At 54.1% G+C, this 2,159-nt stretch carries 3 protein-coding genes; 2 read left to right on the plus strand and 1 reads right to left on the minus strand.

Annotated features, from left to right (window positions below; all coding sequences use genetic code 11):
• Together APH36_RS32425 and APH36_RS29510 are read left to right on the plus strand one after the other, a co-directional pair.
• Positions 1–184: hypothetical protein (locus APH36_RS32425; RefSeq protein WP_218187334.1), on the plus strand; the 184-nt coding region annotated here is incomplete at its 5' end.
• Between the two features lie 344 nt (positions 185–528).
• The gene (locus APH36_RS29510; RefSeq protein WP_060501720.1) at positions 529–1,110 is read left to right on the plus strand and encodes an MliC family protein; all 582 of its coding nucleotides are present in this window, start codon (positions 529–531) and stop codon (positions 1,108–1,110) included.
• Positions 1,111–1,226: 116 nt separating this feature from the next.
• Here the strand turns inward: APH36_RS29510 and APH36_RS29515 are convergent, their stop codons facing one another.
• Positions 1,227–1,982, minus strand: coding sequence for a DUF4239 domain-containing protein (locus APH36_RS29515; RefSeq protein WP_060501722.1), 756 nt, complete (start codon positions 1,980–1,982; stop codon positions 1,227–1,229).
• Between the last annotated feature and the right edge of the window lie 177 nt (positions 1,983–2,159).

A 2,159-nucleotide genomic window follows, 5' to 3' on the forward strand; every position in this document is an offset into this window, starting at 1 on the left:
TTCCCTAACCGTCCACAAGTCTGATGAGCTTTTCCAGCTTCGAATACACCGGCGATTTTCGGAAAAGCCGACACGAGAACGTCCTCGCCGCGAGTTCAATTTACGCGCTAGGCAGGTCTATCTCGATCTGATAGAGCCGTTCTACCAAGACCGGCGCAGTTGTGGTGTGATTGAGACCATTTAGGCAAGAATCCTTGCTCTCAGGAGGGCCCTGATGACCAAACGATTTCGTACAGTTGTGCCAGACCGGTACTCGACCAATGAGATTATCGGCCTCTGGCCGATAGGTGCCTTTGCCAAATATTTATATTAACCATTATTAGGGTTACAGTAGCCCAGCTTAATTTTCCAGCAGCCTTTTTAGCAGAACCTACTGAGAAGGCCGCTATCGACCAATAGCGGTCATTCGCTGAGGACAGCAGTCGGCCAACAGCAGTCATTAGCCGCCGAAAAGCTAGGCCACCCTCCACGTCATTCAGCGCCGAGCTAGACTGAGCCCAGTATTCTGAATCGCTAATGGTGGTTCCCATGAAGCACTGGCTTCCCCTGCTGCTCACCCTGCCTCTGTCGCACACCCAAGCTGCGGGACCTGCCTTCAACTGCACTCAGGTCGAGGCCGGCAGCATCGAACAACAGATCTGCCAGAGCGAGCCGCTCTCGGCACTGGACCGGAAAATGGCCGAGGTCTACACAGCCGCTCAGCAGAAGGCCGGCAATGAACATCCGCCGGTGCTCAAGACCGAGCAGCGGGGCTGGATCAAAGGCCGCAACGATTGCTGGAAAAGCGCGGACCAGCCCGCCTGCATCGCCGACAGCTACCGCCTGCGTATCGCCGAACTGCAGGCGCGCTACGGGCTGGTCGAGGCCACCGGCCCGGTGTTCTACCAGTGTGACGGCAACCCGGCCAAGGAGGTGGTTGCCAGCTTCTTCCGCACCGAGCCGCCCACGGCCATCGTCGAGTTCGGTGACCGCAGTTCGCTGATGTACCTAGAACAGACCGCAAGCGGCGCGCGCTACCAGGGACAAAATGAGAGTTTATGGGAGCACCATGGCGAGGCCATCGTGGTGTGGGGGTATCAGGGGCCGGAAATGCACTGCACAGCGCGTTGAAAGCCGCCGCTATGACCCATTGCAGAAATTCTCCAGGGGTAGCTATCGGCCAATATCGAACTTCGATGTGGTCCGCCACGAAGTCATCATCCAGAACACAAGCGCGCCCTGCTTCGTTAAAGCTGCATTACGGCGAGCGCCCTGCGCAGAGGCTCGTCGGATATTTGGATAGGACCGTGAAATGGCACGTCCATATCCAATACCAGATACACGGAAGCCGCGATAAGCATTGAAGAAACGACGAACATTCCTATCACCATTGAATTACGTGGCGCTCGGTATCCAAAACTGGCGAAAATGAGCGTCAACCAAGTAACAAGCATCCCAATGAGTGGGCCGGGAATTGCCCCCTCTGACTGCTCGACGATCCTCCAACGTTGCTCGATAAGCGAATGATATTGCTGACGAATATCCTGAAGCATAGTTTCATGGTAGCGGTCTTGCGGCTTTATGGCAGCCAAAGACTTTCCTATGTCATCCAAGTATTTAGCTGCCTCGCTGTTACGATGTTGCAGCGCCTCGTCCCCCCGGTACGGGGTCTCAATAGCGTGCTCAAGATAGGTGACCAGTCGGTTGCGGGTGTCTTGTGCCGAATCGCCATAGCCCCGCAGAGTCCGATCAAATATGATCATGCTGGTTGCATACCCATGAAAGTTCGCGTCAATCGACTCGAAGGTATTTTTGGCAGAGTTGATCATCAATCCAAAGACCAACGATGTCATAACCACAAAAATGTTAGCTACCAGGCGAATTACTGTATTTGTGTCTTCATCTCTATGGTGGGATGCCAGCTTTGGGTACCACTGCATCATGAGAAGCGAGGCGGCAACCAAGCACCCAAAAATGGCCACTGCGATCCAGAGAGAATTCATGCATCAAGGCCTCGATTAATCTGACTCAAGTCTTAAAAGATAGACCGTGACCGACCGCTTTGGGTCGATAGGTGCCTGTCACCAGTGTTTATATTGAACATCCTTAGGGATTCTCCGATCAAGTCAGCACAGGCCATCTGACCTGTGCTGAAATAGCCCTCCGTCCAACTGCCCTCT

This window comes from Pseudomonas sp. NBRC 111133 (assembly GCF_001320605.1).
Taxonomy (GTDB): Bacteria; Pseudomonadota; Gammaproteobacteria; order Pseudomonadales; family Pseudomonadaceae; genus Aquipseudomonas; species Aquipseudomonas monteilii.